This is a genomic window from Vibrio crassostreae (genome assembly GCF_024347415.1).
Classification (GTDB): Bacteria; Pseudomonadota; Gammaproteobacteria; order Enterobacterales; family Vibrionaceae; genus Vibrio; species Vibrio crassostreae.
Map to the genome: position 1 here is coordinate 2,705,154 of NZ_AP025476.1, position 16,114 is coordinate 2,721,267.

Sequence of the window (16,114 nt, forward strand, 5' to 3'; positions counted from 1 at the left end):
ATAGTGATGCCGTTAAGGTTGTACAGATACAAAAAGGGCTGATATCACTATCAGCCCTTTGTTTTTATTATATTTTTCTTTTCACTTAGACTCGCGATTGCTTAAATACGCGTGACTTACTTCGACAAGCAAGTTTGAGCATCGATTAAGTTGGTATCCCACTCAAAGGTTTCAAACAACCTTAGCCAAGTTTCATCCAGGTTCGCCTTCATGACCAACTCTTCTTTAGTGAAAGGATGAATGAAGCGCAATTCAGAGGCATGCAGCAACAAACGGTGCGAATCTAAATCATCACGAAACAGTCGATTGTGTTTACCGTCACCATGCGAAGTATCGCCAACGATTGGGTGTCTTAGGTGAGCCATATGACGACGCAGCTGATGTTTACGGCCTGTTTTTGGCATCATCTCAACCAAGCAGTAGCGGCTCGTTGGGAAACGTCCCGTTGAATAGGGTACTTCGACTTTTGCTAGCGGTTCATAAACCGTCACAGCCTCTTGCGCTTCTTTGTCTTCTTTCGCGAACTTATCTGCGATCTTATCCAGCTCAACCTTAAGTGCGTAATCAAGCGTATCGCCCTCTTCTATCCAACCACGAACAATTGCATGGTAAGTCTTTTGCATCTCATGGTTAGCGAACATTGGCATCACCTCAGAGGCGACCTCACTCGATAGCGCAAACACCAATACGCCAGACGTTGGGCGATCTAAGCGATGCAGAGGAAATACGTGCTGACCAATTTGATCACGCAGTGTTTGCATCACAAATTGCGTTTCGTGTTTATCCAACCATGAGCGATGCACCAGCATGCCAGCGGGCTTATTCACCGCGACAAAATACTCATCTTGATAAATGATCTCTAACATTACGCGCATACCTCATCAATGCTCTGAATCGTCACTAGCAGCTCAGCCTTGTCTGCCTCATTTTTCCAAACTTCACAAAAATAAGGATGGATAGCAAAGCCCTTCGGTAGGGGCATTTTCGCATCCATCATTGCGTTGATCTTAACGATAAAGATCCACTGCAACCACTCTTCCGGTTGTAGACAATCAATAGCAAAAGGTTCAACACTGGCCAGAGCTTCGTCCGAAGGTGGAACATCACTCCACAGCGAACATTGGCGCATTTGTTGTTCTAATTGTTGAAGTAAAGGAGGTAACTTTGTGGCAGCTGTCATTTTTCACCAAGTTATTTATCTAGTGACCTTGAAATTGGGACATAGAGTACCATCTATTTAGGAAAGAAAGTTAGGAGCTTTATTACTATGGAAACGATTCACACGCTCACTCAGTTACTCAAGAATAGCGGTTGCCAATACGATATCTACGACCTAGGTCGTCGCATTCAGAAGATCGACAACACCTTATTCTCTGATGTTGAGCAAGGGAAACAGCCGTACCCATTTCCACTTCAGAAACAAGCTCACTTAGCCATTAGTTACTGGAACGAACACAAGCAGCCTTGGATTTGGTTTCTAAAGTTCAAGCTGGACGAAAGGGGCCTGTTGCATCAAGGCGATGTAGGTAACTTCCTTAAGTTTGTCATAGAAGCAATGGGCACACGTCTAAACGGCGAGATCAGCGAAGAGCAACAACAAAAGCTGTCTAACAACCCATACACGTTTAAGCCTTCAGAGGACAAGATGGCCGTGTTCCATAGCCAAGTAAGATCAGGTTTAGATCTGGCGACTAGCCAATACTACGAACACGCTCAACACTACTTCACTGGTGATCTAGGCTGGGATAACTGGAAAACTGTTGGTCTTCAAGGTATCACCGATATGTGTGCTCGCCTAGGCAGCCAACAAAACGGTGTCGCGATTCGTAAAGCATTGAACAAACTACCATCAGAACCTCTATACGCAACACTAGGGGCGCTTGAGCACACGCAAATCAATGACAAGCTGGCTCAACGCTTACAAGAGATGGCCGAAAATGAGATCAATAGCCAAGAACCGGATCTGTTCTTGCTGTCTGCGTTGGTTCGTGCCCTTTCTGGTGCAGAACCAAGCACAACGAATGCCGTAATTAACCAAGTTCTGGCGAGCCCACGCTTAAGTCACCAAGAAGTGTTAATTGGTTTGGCTGGTCGAAGCTGGCACGCACTGCAAGATCCTGCGATTGCTGAGCAATTCTTGCTGCGCCTCGCACAAACAGGTAACCAAAACTTGTTCAATCAGTTATTTGCAGATTTAGTGATGATCCCAACTCTGAGAATGGTATTTTTACCGCTACTGAACTCAAATCCATCACCAGAACTTGCAAACGCACTGGTCGAACTGCAGCAAGCGGCTAAAGCTAAATAAGTTCACAAAGAGACTCACTCTGTAGTTCATCAAAATGCGCAACTATCACAATTGGAATGAAGAGATAAAAAAGGAAGTATGGATTAAATGATAGATAACTTATTGGCTATTTTGTTTCTGTGCTTCTTTTGCTTTTTATTTTGGCAGCAGCGCAGGCAATCAGAGCTTGCGAAGGCTGCCATTGCGAGAAAGTGTAAAGAGCTGGACTTACAATTGTTGAGTGTCGCTTTTAGTGGTCATAAGCTTAAGATGCGCCATGAGTTAACCACGATTTGGCGCTGGCATACTGTGTACCAATTTGAATTTTCAGCGTTAGGTGATGACCTATACCAAGGTAAACTGATCATGGTCGGTTTCCGCTCTATGCGGTTTGAGCTACAGCCTCATAGAATGTAACGTCGCAATACTCGGTATAACGATATTCATGATAAGGGCCAAACTGATCTTGTTTGGTCTCTTTAAATGCAAAGCCTAATTTTTCTAATAGCTTAATGGATGGGTTGTGTCCGACATTCACAGTCGCAACAACATTCGTTAAACGTTCTTCAAAGCGCACCAAACTAAAGAAAGGTTTTAGTACCTCACTAGCAATACCTTGATTCCAGTATTCTTTATCCAAAATAAAGCCAAGTTCATGCTTACCCTTTTCCGATGAAACAAAGACATGTCCAAGATATTCACGGGTTTGGTTGTGGATGATCGCGCGGCAGAAGCCGACGTTATCTTGCAGTATTTCTTGAAAAAGGTGCTTCGCAGAGGCGACAGAGTGAGGTCCATTCATTTCGGCACGATTAATGGGGCAGCAATTTAACTTGATAAAGTCGAGTTCTAGCTGTTCAGTATAAGGTACCAACAGCGTTCTTGAGGTTGCTATCGTCATAAAACACTCCTTGTGTTGACCATTAGCAGAAAAGCAGATGTTGCGCTCTTAAATAAAGAAGCTCTTAGATAAAGACGCTCTAGATTTAAAAGAGTCTCCTAGATAGAGAAAAGCCTCAGGAAAAGAAAAGCCCCGACACCGAAGTGTCAGGGCTAGGGTCTTACTCGCAGCAGTCCGGCTACTAATTAATGCTCCATGCATCATCCATAATAGTGGCTGTAATCCTTCAGCTCTTTCCTTTACTTCGCCGTCCTAGCGGTGTCCAATCATCCTGAAAGCTAACAATCCTAGTTAGCGCACATCACTTGTTCCGTGAGCGGTGTCCTTTACATCGTCCTGATGCTAATCCAACCCTTTAATCCTAAAGGTGTCCATTGTCATTCCGTTGCAGCTAACTTCCTGTTAACTGACTGTATCCCTACAATGTCCTTACGCTCCATGCTTGATCACTCAATCCTAAGTAACCAAATCTTCATCCTGAAGATAACCAAATCCTTGGTGCTTTCCTGTTCCGTGTCAGAATCCTTCCGACAAGGTTTAATTTACGCGATTTAGGATTTCGGACAATAGATTTGCATCACACTTTGAATTCAGCCGAGTTGTTAATTATATAAAACAATTAAAATTCAACAAGTTAATCATATGCATATCAATCTCTCTAGACAACTATTCGTGTTATCTCACAGCCTTTGTAAGAGATCTCTCACACGCTATGGGATGTTTTATGATTCGCTATCATCCAGCGGAGCGAGTAAAATGATTGAAGACTAAAAATGGAGGTCAACATGCTGACAAAAGATGTTTCTGAAGAGTTGAAATCAGTGCTTGAAGGACTGCAAGCACAAGGTAAAGAGCCGACCGTTGCATTAGTGAAAGCTCGTATGAGTACATCGGTTCCAATGCCTGCTTTAATCACAACCATCAAGAGCTGGAAAAGTGCGAATCGCGTTCCTAAAGTTGAAGTCGCGACACAAAAAGAGCCAGCACTAGACCGTGTTGGCCAACTGGAAAAGCAAATCCTTGAACTTACTGCTCGCGTTGCCACGCTTGAAGCCAAATTAACTGAGTAATAAGTTAACCGAGCAATAAGTTGACAGATAAATAAGCGAATAGAGAAATAGAACACTATGAAGATATGGGTTGATGCGGACGCTTGTCCAAAGGTTATCCGAGAAACAATCGTACGCGCAGCTGAGCGCACAGGGGTTGAATGTACCTTTGTGGCAAACCATCTGGTTCCCGTTCCTAAACGCAATAACATTCACTCGATTCAAGTACCAAGCGGATTTGATATTGCTGATGATGAAATCGTAAAGCGCACTGAACCTGGCGATCTTGTGATTACATCCGATATCCCTCTGGCTGACGAAGTGATCACCAAAGGTGGCCAAGCTCTCAGCTCTCGTGGTGAGCTTTACACCAAAGAGACCATCAAAGCACGTCTGAATATTCGTGACTTTATGGATACCATGCGCTCAAGTGGCATCCAAACGGGTGGCCCAAGTGCCTTATCACAGACCGATCGCCGTGAGTTCGCCAACCACCTCGATCGCCTGCTAGCAAAACGCTAACAATCTAATTCTAGATTAACTTAGTTCTATCTCTTCATGACAAGAACAAAAAAACCTGCAATCAATGCAGGTTTTTTATTGTCGATTAAAAGGGGGCTCCCCTACTCGACCACTAAGGCGTGTAGTAAGTTGCAGCGCCCGGACCTACTGGTAGGCCAAATACGAATACCCAAACGTAGAACATTAAGCTCCAACCAACCAAGAATACGATTGAGTATGGAAGCATAGTTGCAATCAAAGTACCGATACCTAAGTTCTTCATGTAACGCGTCGCTACAGCAAGGATAAGACCGAAGTAGCTCATCATTGGAGTAATGATGTTCGTTGTTGAGTCACCGATACGGTAAGCCGCTTGAATCGTTTCTGGTGCGTAGCCTACTAGCATTAGCATTGGAACGAAGATAGGTGCTGTAACGGCCCACTGAGCAGAAGCCGAACCGATCATCAGGTTAATGAAGCCACACATTAGGATGAATGCGAAAAACAACATTGGACCCGTTAGGCCGATATCCTGTAGGAACGTAGCACCTGCAACTGCGAATACTTGACCGAAGTTAGTCCACTTGAAGAAAGCAACAAACTGAGCAGCAAAGAACACAAGTACTATGTACATACCCATTGAAGACATAGATTTAGACATTGCATCGATTACATCACGGTCGGTTTTCATTGTGCCGGTAACTTTACCGTAAACGAAACCAGGAACTGCGAAGAATACGAAGATGAACGCTACGATACTTTTCAGGAATGGAGAACCTGAAACCGTACCTGCGGCTGAACGTAGAACGCCGTCAGCTGGAACAATCGTCCAAGCAAGAAGTGCAGATACCGCTAGCACTGCGATACCCGCAAGCTTAAGGCCTTTCTTCTCAACGTCTGTTAGTTTACCCATCGAATCATTTGATAGGTCTTCAGACGCTTCTTCATCGTTGTATTTACCCAGTTTTGGCTCAACAATCTTCTCAGTTACAAATGCACCTGTAATCGCAATGAAGAAAGTCGAAACAAACATGAAGTACCAGTTTGATTCAGGACCGACGCTGTAAGTCGGGTCGATCATTTGTGCTGCTGTTTCTGTAATACCAGAAAGCAGTGGATCAACCGTACCGATTAGAAGGTTTGCAGAGTAACCACCAGATACACCAGCAAATGCTGCCGCTAGACCCGCTAATGGGTGGCGACCCAAAGAGTGGAAAAGCATTGCTGCAAGAGGGATAAGTACTACGTAACCAAGCTCTGAAGCCGTGTTAGAGATAATACCGGCAAAAACTACGGTTACCGTAACCATACGCTTAGATGCGCCCATTACCATGCCACGCATCGCCGCAGATAATAGACCTGAGTGTTCAGCAATCGCTACACCTAGCATTGCAACAAGCACGGTACCTAATGGCGCAAAGCCAACAAAGTTTTTAACTAGATTAGTAACAATGAGCTGTAAGCCTTCAGCGTTAAGTAAGCTTACAACGTAGATCATGCCGTCAGCAGCACGACCTGGAGCACCTTCTGGGCGAGGGTCCATAACAGACACTTCAAAATATCCAGCGATACCTGAAGTAACTAGAATAGCGACACAGAAGATTGCGAAAAGAGTGATTGGGTGGGGTAATAGGTTCCCCAAATATTCAACACCATCGAGAAAACGGGTAAAAATAGGTTTCTTTGGCGAGTTGTTTTTTATTGAAGCTGATGAACTCATCAGTTCCCTCCTTGTAGTGATTCCTATGCAATTGTGAAAAAAATGTTCAAATTGCCAGCGAAGGGTACGCGACAAAATTATCAATTAGAAATTCAAAATGTTACAAAATGTGTAACAAACGACTATTTTTAACTCTATTTGAACAATTAATTAGCAAATAAGTCTACATTAAACACAAAATCTAGATTTATAATTCACAAATACACATTCACTACAAATATAACTTATAATATAACCCATTGATTCATTTGAAAATAAAACACGCCATACTCTAAGTGAGTATGCAATATCCTGTCAGGTTCTCCTCGAGAGAAAAGAAAAACAGGCAAATGAATGAAGTTTGACTTTCCCCTCGTTTTTTACACACGTGTCACATCAAATTGACGGCTTATTTCTGAACCGCTTTGAATCTCGGATTAGTTTTACAGATAACATAGTGTCGGCCTCTGCGTTTTACTATCTGACAATCCGGGTGACGGCTCTTTGCACTTTTCAGTGATTTCACGACTTTCATTTATTTCGCTCCCTTACCTAGTTGACCAAAACGACGAGTGAAGTTCGCAACACGTCCCTCTTTATGTAGCACTCTCTGTTTACCGGTATAGAAAGGGTGCGACTTTGACGACACCTCAATCGTGAAGTAAGGATAAATATTACCGTCTTCCCATTCGATAGTACGGTCTGTTTTTAGCGTTGAGCCGATTAAGAAGTACTCATCGACACTGGTGTCATGAAAGACCACGGGACGGTAATCTGGATGGATATTCGGTTTCATTGTATTTCCCTCAATAACTAATTTGAAATGTTATAACATTTCAAATGATAATTATTATCAAAGGAAAAACAAGCAATTTTATGATATTTTTCCGTCTTAATCGTAATCAGAGAACACCCAACTATGTACACCATTGAACCTGTTGGCTTTATTGACTCTCCTTATAAAGAGAAGTTCGCTGTGCCAAGGCAGCCTAGGTTGGTACCCACATCCACCTCAAGAGTCAGGTTAGTTGATGCAGCAAACTGCCTTGAGTCTGTTCGTGGTATTGAGCAATTTAGCCATGTTTGGTTACTATTTCTGTTCGACAAGAACCTTGAAGCAGGCTGGAAACCAACCGTGAGGCCACCTCGCCTTGGCGGGAATGAACGTATTGGTGTATTCGCGTCTCGTGCCACATTCAGACCGAATGGAATTGGCATGTCTGCGGTTGAACTAAAAGGTGTGTCTCAAGAGAAAGGACAAACTTGGTTGGATCTCGGCAGCGTCGACTTAGTAGATGGCACACCGATCATCGACATCAAGCCTTATATCCCCTACTCAGATTCGATTCCGGACGCATTGGGAGGGTTTGCTGCCGATGAACCAGAAGTGCTCGACGTTAACTTTTCGCAGCAAGCGCAAAGTAAGCTAGCCAGTCATCCACAAGCGCGCCATATCGTTCAGGTGATCAAAGAAGTATTAGGCCAAGATCCTCGTCCTGCCTATAAGAAAGGTAAACCTGACAACAAGGAATATGCGGTAAATTTGTTCGATCTTAACGTGAAATTCGTAGTTGAAACACTTTTCATCAATGTAACTGACATTGAACGCTTTTGAGATCCCAAATAGGCTGATATTATATGCGGCTATATCAGATTTGCTGTGGTCACGAACGACAGCAAGTTTTCTTTTATCAATGATGAAACGGATACCATAGAATGCGTACCAGTAACTACCTTCTTTCTACTCTGAAAGAGACTCCAAACGACGCAGAAGTTATCAGCCACCAGCTGATGCTACGTGCAGGTATGATCCGTAAGCTAGCTTCAGGTTTATATACTTGGCTACCTACTGGTCTACGTGTACTGCGTAAAGTCGAAAATATCGTTCGCCAAGAGATCGATAATGCAGGTGCCGTTGAAATCTTGATGCCCGTAGTTCAACCGTTTGAGCTTTGGGAAGAGACTGGCCGTTCTGAAAAGATGGGTCCTGAGCTACTTCGTTTCACAGACCGTCACTCTCGTCCGTTTGTTCTTAGCCCAACAGCTGAAGAAGTAGTGACGAGCCTAGTACGTAACGAGATCAGCTCTTACAAACAGCTACCTTTAAACCTGTACCAAATCCAGACTAAATTCCGCGATGAGCGCCGCCCTCGTTTTGGCGTAATGCGTGCACGTGAATTCTCTATGATGGATGCGTACAGCTTTGATATCGATAAAGAAGGCTTAGAAAAGTCTTACCAAGCGATGCACGATGCTTACTGTAAAGCATTCGACCGCATGGGCCTTGAGTACCGTCCAGTATTGGCAGACTCTGGCGCAATCGGCGGCAGCGGCTCTCAAGAGTTCCACGTTCTTGCTGAAAGCGGCGAAGACCTAATCGCATTCTCAACTGAGTCAGATTACGCAGCAAACATCGAAAAAGCAGAAGCACTTGCTCCTACTGAAGATGCTGCAGCACCAACTCAAGAGATGGAACTGGTTGATACACCAAACGCGAAAACTATCGCAGAATTGGTAGAGCAACACGGTCTAGCAATCGAGAAGACAGTTAAGACTCTATTCGTTAAAGCTTCTGATGAAGTAGAAGCAGATATTATTGCTCTGATCATCCGTGGTGACCACGAGCTTAACGAAGTGAAAGCAGAGAACCTTCCACAAGTTGCTGCTCCGCTAGAGATGGCTTCTGAAGAAGAAATCCGCGCACTTGTTGGTGCAGGTCCAGGTTCACTTGGCCCTGTTGGCCTAGAGCTACCATTCATCGTTGACCGCTCTGTTGCTGTAATGAGCGACTTTGGCGCTGGCGCAAACGTAGACGGTAAGCACTACTTCGGTATTAACTGGGGTCGTGATGTTGAGCTTGCTCAAATTGAAGATCTACGTAACGTAGTTGAAGGCGACCTAAGCCCATGTGGTCAAGGTACTATCCAACTTAAGCGTGGTATCGAAGTTGGTCACATCTTCCAGCTGGGTAATACTTACTCTAAAGCAATGAACTGTAACGTGCTTGGTCCTGACGGCAAGAGCGTAATCCTAGAAATGGGTTGTTACGGTATCGGTGTTTCACGTGTTGTTGCATCTGCTATCGAGCAAAACCACGATAAATACGGTATCACTTGGCCAGACGCTCTAGCGCCGTTCCAAGTTGCTATCGTACCAATGAACATGCACAAATCTGAGCGCGTTAAAGAAGCAGCTGAGAAGCTATACGCTGAATTAACAGCTATGGGTATCGAAGTTCTATTCGATGACCGTAAAGAGCGCCCAGGTGTTATGTTTAAAGATATCGAGCTAGTGGGTATTCCTCACACTATCGTTATCGGTGATCGCAGCATGGACGAAGGTAACTTCGAATACAAAAACCGTCGTACTGGTGATAAAGAAGCTATCGCAATGGACACGGTTATCGAGCACCTTAAAGCTCAACTAGCTTAGTAATCAGATTGCTCACTAGATAAACATTGAAAGGCTACCATCAGGTGGCCTTTTTTATACCTATTTTTTCCCTTCAAACTCCCTTCTATTTATCAGTAGAGTAAATAACGTAAGTTAATCCCCTGTTCATCTTCAAATCCGTATATTGGTGTCATCAACTTTTTGGACATGCTCACCATTGGAGGTATCGATGGATATCAAAAGCTTACTGAACCAAGCACTTAAGTCAGATCTCGTTAAACAAGGCACTCAGAAACTTTCACAAGGTTCTTCAAGTTTAAGTGGCCTTTCTCAAGGCAACAATGGCAAGAGTAGCAGTAAAAGTACACTCGGAGCCTTCGGTGCAGGCGCTGTTGGTGGCGGGCTATTAGGTGCATTAATGGGTTCTAAGAAAACCAAGAAAATGGGTAAGAAAGCCGCAGGTATTGGTGGCGCAGCAGCTCTGGGCGCTCTCGCTTACAAGGTCTACAACGACTACCAATCTAAACAAGGCCAAACACCGAATGCCGAGCAAGCTCAATTTGATGAGAACGACTCAAACCATAGCGTACTGATTCTCAGATCAATGATTGCCGCATCCAAAGCCGATGGCCATGTCGATGAAGAAGAGATGGCTAAGATTGAACAAGCCGTCGAGAACATGGGTGCCGATTATCAACTGACTAAATTGGTGTCTGAAGAGTTGCACAAACCACTCGATGCAAGTGAAATCGCTCAACTCGCGACATCACCGCAACAAGCCAGCGAAATCTACTTAGCCTCTTTGATCGTAGCCGACGAACAGAACTTCATGGAAAAGGCGTACCTCAAAGAGTTAGCCAAACAACTCAACCTTGCTGATGAAGTGACTTATCAACTTGAACAGCAAATATCTGGTTAAGCGGTCAATATCCGGCTAATTGGCAAGCTAGCAAGTGATACGTTGAGCATCAACAGAATGAGATATTGAGCAAGAACAAACTAACTCTGAACTTAATCAGATCTACTTTGTTTTTGCTTATCTCTATGTGTATATTGAGATCAGTTATCATTTGGTTAGGTATAAAAATGAAAGTATACGATTGTTGTGATTTGGTGCGTGAACTGTATTCTCAAATTGGCAGTGGCGACCAAGGCTATATCCCGAAAGCGATCACCTGCGCGGTAAAAACATTGAATGACCTTGCTGCAGACGAATCTCTTCCTAAAGAAGCGCGTGAGCGTGCAGCCTTTGCCGCTGCAAACCTGCTGATCTCAGATTTCGAGGACTAATATGAACCTCGCTAATTTTGAAAAAATGGATCCTGTAATGTTGATGAGCATCGTCAACATGAAGCTACGTGACGACTTCGGCGGTGATATAGATCGAGTGGTCAACTTCTACGAGATCGACAAAGCAGCATTGATCGCTAAACTTGCGTCTGCTGGTTTTGAATTCCTTCCAGAAGCCAAACAGTTTCGATAGTCATTTAAAACAAGCTTGATTTTGAAAGGCCAACCTCAGTGTTGGTCTTTTTTATTGGTGATACGTATTGGATAAACATGCAGTTAGCCAATTATAAATTATCTGTCTACATCTATACTTTTATATCTTAGAGTCAACGAGCGCTCCTTGAACCAAAGCGTATTGTTGTATAGGCTACCTGAAATAGCATATAAAACTCATCAATCAATCTGATGATAGCGAAGGATTAACAATGAAAAGACTCGGACTTTTGGCAGTTTTCGCAGCAACACTGACTGCAGGTTGCGCTTCAAATACACAGCAAGACAACTTTCGTGAAGCCTCTTTTGAGCTGTGTAACACCGAAGTCGATATTTACTCAGTAAGCCATGATGAAAGAGTGCGTATTGTCTGCTCTGATGGCTCTAAATTCGCTCTGAAAAGCGAAGATACACTAGAAGTGATGCGTGACATCAATATCGACTACTGTGACGGCGAAGGCTTAGGAAAATTCAACGAGAGCCGCCATTATTACTCATTCAAGTGTAAGTCAGGCACCCTACTTAGCATCAAAAAGTAGAATCGACACTAACAAACAACAAAGGGTTAATGTGAAAGCATTAGCCCTTTTTAGTACCTGCAATAACCAATCTTCAAAAACAAAAAAAAGCCCCTATTAAGGAGCCTCTAGTATCAATATTTTTCAAAGTAGTTGTTTGAAATTCTAGGAGAGCACGCGGAGCTTACCGATGTAAGTGAGCATGCTCGACAACAACTTTAAAACTTCCAAGTGCAAAAAAGGCTCCCAATAGGAGCCTCTAAAATCATCACTTTTCAAAGTAGTCGTTTGAAATTCTAGGAGAGCACGCGGAGCTTACGAATGTAAGTGAGCATGCTCGACAACGAAGTTCAAATTACTACGAAGAAAAATTAAGCGTAAACCGGTAGACGCTTACAGATATTTAGTACTTTTGCTTTAGTCGCTTCGATAACAGACTCATCGCCCATGTTATCTAGGATGTCACAGATCCAACCTGCTAGCTCTTTCGCGTCTGCTTCTGAGAAACCGCGACGAGTGATAGAAGGAGAACCGATACGGATACCTGAAGTAACGAACGGGCTACGTGGATCATTTGGTACTGAGTTCTTGTTCACAGTGATGTTCGCTGCACCTAGTGCTGCATCAGCCTCTTTACCTGTGATGTCCTTGTCGATTAGGTCAACTAGGAACAGGTGGTTCTCTGTAGAACCTGAAACGATGTTGTAACCACGTGCTAGGAATTCAGCAACCATTGCTTTTGCGTTAGCAACTACGCGAGCTTGGTATTCTTTGAACTCTGGCTCTAGAGCTTCTTTGAACGCTACTGCTTTACCAGCGATAACGTGCATTAGAGGACCACCTTGGCCGCCTGGGAATACTGCTGAGTTTAGTTTCTTGTAAAGATCTTCGCCTTCGTTAGAAAGGATAAGACCACCACGAGGACCAGCAAGCGTTTTGTGCGTTGTTGTTGTTACAACGTGAGCGTGTGGAACTGGGTTCGGGTAAACGCCTGCAGCGATTAGACCAGCAACGTGAGCCATATCTACGAAGAAGTAAGCACCTACTTTGTCAGCGATTTCACGCATGCGCTTCCAATCACAAACTTGAGAGTAAGCTGAGAAACCACCGATGATCATCTTAGGCTTGTGCTCGATAGCTAGCGCTTCCATCTCTTCGTAATCGATTTGGCCTGCTTCATCGATACCGTAAGGAATGATGTTGTAAAGCTTACCAGAGAAGTTTACTGGAGAACCGTGAGTTAGGTGGCCACCGTGCGCAAGGCTCATACCTAGAACCGTATCGCCTGCATTTAGTAGTGCCATGTATACAGCGTTGTTTGCTTGAGAACCTGAGTGAGGCTGTACGTTTGCGTACTCTGCACCAAATAGTTCACATGCACGTTCAATTGCTAGAGTTTCAACTTTGTCTACGTACTCACAACCACCGTAGTAACGCTTACCTGGGTAGCCTTCAGCGTATTTGTTTGTAAGTTGAGAACCTTGAGCTTCCATTACACGTGGGCTTGTGTAGTTTTCTGAAGCGATAAGTTCGATGTGCTCTTCCTGACGAAGAGTTTCTTCTTGGATAGCTGCGAATAGATCCGCATCGTAATCAGCAATGTTCATGTCACGCTTAAGCATCTGTATCTCCTGACTCAGATTGTACTGAAAGTTTCAAAAAAACCACACAACGACCGAAAGCAAACGTTTCCGTCACCGTTTTGATGTGACGCATTCTACATAATTTGATCTAGGTCATAAAGAGCTAATTGCAATTTTATCATGCAGTTTTTTCATAATCACATATAAGATTCATCATGGTTATTTAGCTTATCCAACCAAAGATGCCGCTTACTGTCAATTTTACGATTTACACCCTGTAAAACGCAGATTACATAGGTTTACCTTAATTTTGCACCTCAAGCTACCGAAAGCTAAGGTTTTTCTCTACTATGCACGCCTTTATTGGTTAGGTAATTATAAAAACGATGGAAAAACACTCACGTAAAGAAGATTGGGTAGCAATTCTCACTGGCACGTTTTTAGTGGCGTTAGGCGTCTTCTTTTTACAGTCAGCGAACCTGCTTACCGGTGGTACTACTGGCTTGGCTCTGCTTTTGAGTCAATTCTTGCCTGTAACCTTTGGTATTTTGTACTTTGTTGCCAATTGTCCATTCTACTTATTAGCATGGAAACGATTCGGCCGCAGCTTTGCTATTAGCAGTGCGATTTCTGGAGCTTTAGTGTCTGTGTTTGCCGATCATTTATACTTGGTGATTTCGTTAGAAGTTCATAATGAGATTTACTGCGCTGTTGCAGGCGGGCTGTTAATGGGCTTAGGTATGCTGATCTTATTCCGTCATCGCTCAAGCTTGGGTGGATTCAACGTCTTGTGCTTATTCATTCAGGATCGCTACGGTATCTCAGTAGGCAAAACCCAAATGGCTATTGATGCGTGTATTCTGTTTGCATCATTCTTCTTCGTATCGCCTTGGGTGATTGCGGTTTCTGTATTGGGCACTGCGGTATTGAACATCGTATTAGCGATGAATCACAAGCCTACGCGTTATTCAGTGAACTACGCGTCTTAGCGCCAGCTATCCAATCAATGAATTACTAGCTGTTTTTCATAACGAAAACAGCTAGTATTTAGCTTTTATAAGCTACCTTCTCTTTTCTTATGCAAGATTACCTCTCTAGTGCTAAAGACACTCAAACCTCGATCTCTATTGAAGGTTTAGAATTCAACCCCGCGACACGTGTCTTAAGTTGCAACGAGCAGGTCATCGATCTAGAACCTCGTTCTATTGAATTACTCGAACTGTTTCTGACTAGCGTGGGTGAGCCGCTCGCAGCTGAGCAGATCATCGAGTCGGTTTGGCAAAGTAGCTTCATCTCGAAGAATGTGCTTACTAACAGGATCAGTACACTGCGCTCAGTGCTGCAGAAGTACTTACCAGAAAGTGATGCGACTAAGATCTTGGTTACTTACCCACGCAAAGGGTACTTCCTTAACCCTAGCTCTGTGAGTTTGGCTAATGCACAGCCCGAACCTCTTGAGTTCACCGAGCAACCTAAAGCGAGTAAAAAGACATCACCGTTTAATCTTTTGTTACTGTCACTCTCTGTTGTGCTGCTGATAAGCACTGCGACTTTAGGTTATATGTTTTGGCACTCTTCAAACCAAGCCTCTGAGCTTGAACGCACACAAAGGCTGATTCCTAAGGTCGAGCTATTACTGAACCGTATCGATGCCATTGGAGACAATGCAAGAACGCATCGCAAAGCCGTAAAAGCGCTGCTGCTTCAACAACAAATTGAATACGCTTATACCGACTTAGCGAATCAAGATGCACCAAGTTACTTCGTAGACCCAATAGACAGCACGCCCTTCTTTCCGGGTGCCAAAAACATGCGCACCAGTGACTACCTGCTCAATATTCAATTGAAAGATCAGGAAGTTGATACACGTCTTGCGGCTAAAGTCAGCCTTATTTACCCAAGTTCAGGGAAACTTGCTTTCCGCGGTGTCTATTCAATAGCGGTAGATAACCTCAGTGAAGACTTGATGGAGATAAATAGAGAGCTAGCGAACTACTTCGCTTTGCCTGCTCCGCTATCACCAGAGTGGTCTGTCAGTGGTAAAGAACTGAGCCGCTTACTTGACGGGCAAACAATAAAACTTGATAGCGTCCAATTCAACGTGATGACCTCGACCTTGCTTGCTCGACAACTGGCACTGTTTGAAACTGACCACCAGCGACTGATCAGTTTCACTAGCCTTGTGCAAACACGCTTTAAGTTGATTCCCGACGAGCTCAAACTCTGGCTTGGAATTATTCACTTCAAGTTAAGAGACCTGCAAACCGCCAAGGAATTCCTAACCAACACGGCGGGCAATTCGACCATCGAGAACGCACTGGTCTATATGATGATTTCCCATATTGCTTACAAGCAAGGAGACATGGATAAGTTTCGCCTCAACTACATGGAATCCTTGGTCGCGTTATTACGAGTGGTTCCTTCAGAAGAGTTGTTTGCTCGCTTATCCAAACCGGAGTCAAAATCGACCTGTCTCCAGCCTTGGAAAAATCTAAAATTGAGCATCAAAGAGCCACTTATCATTAAGCAATGGGAAAACCTGATGCTTAACTACTGCACGAATGTCGGTCATCAACTTTCCGAATAAATAAATATAAAATACTTAAAAACAAAAACTTAAATATAAATTAAGATCTTATGTATCTTCATTTTTTGCCCTCTTAACTCTCTCACCAATAGC

19 protein-coding genes are annotated in these 16,114 nt (G+C 43.7%); 12 read left to right on the top strand and 7 right to left on the bottom strand.

Translation table 11 applies throughout. From position 1 onward, the window contains the following. Positions 1-116 precede the first annotated feature (116 nt). Both truC and OC193_RS12010 read right to left on the bottom strand, forming a co-directional pair. Entirely contained in the window at positions 117-866 is a 750-nt protein-coding gene (truC, locus tag OC193_RS12005; protein ID WP_048661215.1) for a tRNA pseudouridine(65) synthase TruC, read from the bottom strand. Beyond that, complete coding sequence (locus OC193_RS12010; RefSeq protein WP_048664578.1) at positions 866-1,180, bottom strand: YqcC family protein; 315 nt, start codon at positions 1,178-1,180, stop codon at positions 866-868. The genes truC and OC193_RS12010 overlap by 1 nt, the downstream gene beginning before the upstream one ends. Positions 1,181-1,267: 87 nt before the next feature. Between OC193_RS12010 and OC193_RS12015 the strand changes: the two genes are divergently transcribed. Together OC193_RS12015 and OC193_RS12020 are read left to right on the top strand one after the other, a co-directional pair. Further along, entirely contained in the window at positions 1,268-2,308 is a 1,041-nt protein-coding gene (locus OC193_RS12015) for a DUF3549 family protein (protein ID WP_048664577.1), read from the top strand. 87 nt (positions 2,309-2,395) lie between these two features. Further along, positions 2,396-2,704 carry a DUF3301 domain-containing protein gene (locus tag OC193_RS12020; protein ID WP_048664575.1) on the top strand — a complete coding sequence of 103 codons (309 nt, stop codon included), beginning with the start codon at positions 2,396-2,398 and terminating at the stop codon, positions 2,702-2,704. Here the strand turns inward: OC193_RS12020 and OC193_RS12025 are convergent. Beyond that, positions 2,670-3,188 carry a GNAT family N-acetyltransferase gene (locus OC193_RS12025; protein WP_048664574.1) on the bottom strand — a complete coding sequence of 173 codons (519 nt, stop codon included), beginning with the start codon at positions 3,186-3,188 and terminating at the stop codon, positions 2,670-2,672. The genes OC193_RS12020 and OC193_RS12025 overlap by 35 nt on opposite strands. A gap of 785 nt (positions 3,189-3,973) precedes the next feature. Here OC193_RS12025 and OC193_RS12030 point away from each other — a divergent pair. Further along, positions 3,974-4,258 carry a hypothetical protein gene (locus OC193_RS12030; RefSeq protein WP_048661212.1) on the top strand — a complete coding sequence of 95 codons (285 nt, stop codon included), beginning with the start codon at positions 3,974-3,976 and terminating at the stop codon, positions 4,256-4,258. Positions 4,259-4,315: 57 nt separating this feature from the next. Then, positions 4,316-4,759: a YaiI/YqxD family protein gene (locus OC193_RS12035; RefSeq protein WP_009847429.1), complete on the top strand. Its 444-nt coding sequence runs from the start codon at positions 4,316-4,318 to the stop codon at positions 4,757-4,759. Between the two features lie 112 nt (positions 4,760-4,871). Here OC193_RS12035 and OC193_RS12040 read toward each other — a convergent pair whose 3' ends face one another. The 3 genes from OC193_RS12040 to OC193_RS12050 form a co-directional block, all read right to left on the bottom strand. Next, positions 4,872-6,458 carry an AbgT family transporter gene (locus tag OC193_RS12040; RefSeq protein ID WP_048661211.1) on the bottom strand — a complete coding sequence of 529 codons (1,587 nt, stop codon included), beginning with the start codon at positions 6,456-6,458 and terminating at the stop codon, positions 4,872-4,874. A 388-nt stretch (positions 6,459-6,846) separates the two neighbouring features. After that, positions 6,847-6,972: a type B 50S ribosomal protein L36 gene (gene ykgO, locus OC193_RS12045; protein ID WP_004734365.1), complete on the bottom strand. Its 126-nt coding sequence runs from the start codon at positions 6,970-6,972 to the stop codon at positions 6,847-6,849. After that, positions 6,973-7,233 carry a type B 50S ribosomal protein L31 gene (locus tag OC193_RS12050; RefSeq protein ID WP_048661210.1) on the bottom strand — a complete coding sequence of 87 codons (261 nt, stop codon included), beginning with the start codon at positions 7,231-7,233 and terminating at the stop codon, positions 6,973-6,975. It lies immediately after the preceding gene. A 123-nt stretch (positions 7,234-7,356) separates the two neighbouring features. On the opposite strand from OC193_RS12050, the gene tsaA reads away from it, so the two are divergent. The 6 genes from tsaA to OC193_RS12080 all read left to right on the top strand — a co-directional run bounded on the left by tsaA (position 7,357) and on the right by OC193_RS12080 (position 11,872). Continuing rightward, the gene (tsaA, locus tag OC193_RS12055) at positions 7,357-8,052 is read left to right on the top strand and encodes a tRNA (N6-threonylcarbamoyladenosine(37)-N6)-methyltransferase TrmO (protein ID WP_048661209.1); all 696 of its coding nucleotides are present in this window, start codon (positions 7,357-7,359) and stop codon (positions 8,050-8,052) included. A 101-nt stretch (positions 8,053-8,153) separates the two neighbouring features. Beyond that, positions 8,154-9,869, top strand: coding sequence for a proline--tRNA ligase (locus tag OC193_RS12060; RefSeq protein ID WP_048661208.1), 1,716 nt, complete (start codon positions 8,154-8,156; stop codon positions 9,867-9,869). A gap of 190 nt (positions 9,870-10,059) precedes the next feature. After that, positions 10,060-10,749, top strand: a complete 690-nt coding sequence (locus tag OC193_RS12065; RefSeq protein ID WP_048664573.1) for a tellurite resistance TerB family protein — start codon at positions 10,060-10,062, stop codon at positions 10,747-10,749. A 167-nt stretch (positions 10,750-10,916) separates the two neighbouring features. Continuing rightward, complete coding sequence (locus tag OC193_RS12070) at positions 10,917-11,120, top strand: YaeP family protein (protein WP_008222923.1); 204 nt, start codon at positions 10,917-10,919, stop codon at positions 11,118-11,120. Between the two features lies 1 nt (position 11,121). Continuing rightward, positions 11,122-11,313, top strand: a complete 192-nt coding sequence (locus OC193_RS12075) for a DUF4250 domain-containing protein (RefSeq protein WP_029235125.1) — start codon at positions 11,122-11,124, stop codon at positions 11,311-11,313. 232 nt (positions 11,314-11,545) lie between these two features. Beyond that, positions 11,546-11,872, top strand: coding sequence for a hypothetical protein (locus tag OC193_RS12080; RefSeq protein WP_017066388.1), 327 nt, complete (start codon positions 11,546-11,548; stop codon positions 11,870-11,872). Positions 11,873-12,222: 350 nt separating this feature from the next. On the opposite strand, the gene glyA is transcribed toward OC193_RS12080, so the two are convergent. Then, positions 12,223-13,473, bottom strand: coding sequence for a serine hydroxymethyltransferase (gene glyA / locus OC193_RS12085; protein WP_017063349.1), 1,251 nt, complete (start codon positions 13,471-13,473; stop codon positions 12,223-12,225). 347 nt (positions 13,474-13,820) lie between these two features. Here glyA and OC193_RS12090 point away from each other — a divergent pair, with 347 nt between their 5' ends. Both OC193_RS12090 and OC193_RS12095 read left to right on the top strand, forming a co-directional pair. Next, positions 13,821-14,423: a YitT family protein gene (locus OC193_RS12090; RefSeq protein WP_048661205.1), complete on the top strand. Its 603-nt coding sequence runs from the start codon at positions 13,821-13,823 to the stop codon at positions 14,421-14,423. A gap of 89 nt (positions 14,424-14,512) precedes the next feature. After that, positions 14,513-16,021: a winged helix-turn-helix domain-containing protein gene (locus OC193_RS12095; protein WP_048661204.1), complete on the top strand. Its 1,509-nt coding sequence runs from the start codon at positions 14,513-14,515 to the stop codon at positions 16,019-16,021. Positions 16,022-16,114: the final 93 nt, after the last annotated feature.